The sequence below is a fragment of the Actinomadura sp. GC306 genome (assembly GCF_004348665.1).
Taxonomy (GTDB): Bacteria; Actinomycetota; Actinomycetes; order Streptosporangiales; family Streptosporangiaceae; genus Spirillospora.
In genome coordinates, this window is record NZ_SMKM01000482.1 from 1 (window position 1) to 2,160 (window position 2,160).

At 75.0% G+C, this 2,160-nt stretch carries 1 protein-coding gene and 1 pseudogene; both read left to right on the plus strand.

Annotation, left to right across the window (positions count from 1 at the left end):
- Positions 1-722: pseudogene (locus E1200_RS32805) on the plus strand (hypothetical protein); the annotation flags it as partial.
- Positions 723-746: 24 nt separating this feature from the next.
- Positions 747-2,160 (plus strand): serine/threonine-protein kinase (locus E1200_RS32810; protein ID WP_131956498.1); only part of this gene is annotated, 1,414 nt, incomplete at its 3' end.

The window sequence follows — 2,160 nt, forward strand, 5'->3', positions numbered from 1 at the left end:
CCTTCGCGGGGACGGTGCCCGGGATGACGGCCCAGTACCCGCCGGCCGGGACGGCGCGCCGCAGACCGGTGCTACCGGCGATCCTCGCCGGGGCGGTCGTGGCGACGGCGATCCTGGCGGTCGCCGGGTTCGTGCTGTGGCCGGACGGCCCGTCCGGCGGCGGCCCGGAGGAGTCCCGGCAGCCGACGACCGTCGCGAAGCAGTCCATCCCCGCCGAGCGGGACACGCCGACCGTGCCCGCGACGGAGCCGGCCTCGTCCGGCGGGCCGTCCCGGACGGCCCTCCCGGACGGGCTCGTCCGCTCGGCCGGCCCCGGCTTCTCCATCGCGATCCCGCGCGGGTGGCAGCGCACCGAGCAGGGCAACAGCGTCATCTGGAACGACCCGGCGAGCACCGCCTACATCCAGGTCGACCGGACACCCTGGACGGGCGACCCGTACGACCACTGGCTGACCTGGGAGCGGGAGGCCATCGCCGACGGCAAGCTGCGGAACTTCAGGCGGATCGCGATCACCGAAACCAGCGTCCTCGGCGTGCCCGCCGCCGACATCGAGTTCACTTGGGTCCGTGACAGCGGCCTCACCCGCGCCCGCGACCGCGGGGTGATCGCGGGGGGCCGGTCGTACGCGGTCATCGTCGCGGTTCCCGCCGCCCGGTGGAACGAGAACGAGGCACTCGTGAACAATGTGCTCGACACGTTCCGTCCCTCCGGGGTGGGATGACGAGCGGGGGGGGATCCGGTAGTCATGGCACAGGCACGTCTGCTCGGTAATCGCTACCGGCTCGACTCGGTGGTCGGCCGTGGCGGGATGGGCACCGTGTGGCGCGCCTTCGACGTCATGCTCGACCGGGAGGTCGCGGTCAAGGAGGTCGTGCTCCCGCCTGGCCTGGACGACTCCGAACGCGCCGTGCTCTACGAGCGGACGTTCCGGGAGGCGCGGGCGTCGGCGCGGTTGAACCACTCCGGGGTGGTGACCGTCCACGACGTGGTCGAGGAGTCCGGCAGCCCGTGGATCGTGATGGAGCTCGTCCTCGCGCCGTCCCTGCAGGACCTGCTGGACCGCGGGCCCATGGACCACCGCCGGGTCGCCGACATCGGGCTGCAGATGCTCGGCGCGCTCCGCCACGCCCACGAGAAGGGCATCCTGCACCGCGACGTCAAGCCCAGCAACGTCCTGATCACCGACACGGGGCGGGTCGTGCTGACCGACTTCGGCATCGCGCAGGTGGAGGGCGACGCGACCCTCACGCAGACGGGCCTGGTCATGGGGTCGCCGGCCTACATCCCGCCGGAGCGGGTGCAGGGTGAGCGCGCGGTGCCGGCGTCCGACCTGTGGGCGCTGGGCGCCACGCTGTACGCGGCCGTGGAGGGCCGCTCCCCCTACGAGCGGTCGGACGCGATGTCGTCTCTGCAGGCCGCGCTGACCGAACCGGTGCCGCCGGCACGCAACGCGGGTCCGCTCGCGCGGGTGCTGGACGGGCTGCTGGCGCGCGAGCCCGCGAACCGGATGACGGCGGCGCAGGCGCAGCCGCTGCTCACCCGGGTCGCGGCGATGCTCCCGCCGTCGCGCCCGCAGCCGCCGCGTCCCGCCGAGACGGTGACCGACGACGAGTCGGGCCGCTACGTGCGGGGCGGCGGCCGGGCGGGCGACGCGTCGGAGACCGTCCTCGATCCGGACGAGCTGGACGTGGTCACCCGCCGCGACCCGGGCGAGCCGGAGCCGATCACCCGCAACGACCCGGTCGGGTTCGGCGACCAGGGTTACGGCCCCGGTTCCGGACGGTCCTTAAACCAGGGCCAGGGGCAGGGCCGGCCGGCGCCCTACGCGCAGCCGCCGCCCGCCGGCGGGGGGCCGGAGGCGCGGACGTTCCGGGAGAGCGACTGGACGCCGCCGCCCTCGCGGACGCGGCAGGCCCCGGGCCCGCAGACGCCGCCGCCGTGGGAGCAGCCCCGGCAGTACACGAACTGGCAGCAGCCTCCGCCGCCGCCCGTGCACGGCATCGGCGGCGACCGGGTGGAGCGCCGCAAGACGGTCCTGGTCGTCACGATCGCGGTGCTGCTGGTCGTGGCGGCCGTGCTGGCGGGCGCGTTCATCCTGCGCGGCAAGCTCCAATCGGACGCGACGGCGGCCCGCCCGCCCGCGATCCCGGCCGCACTCC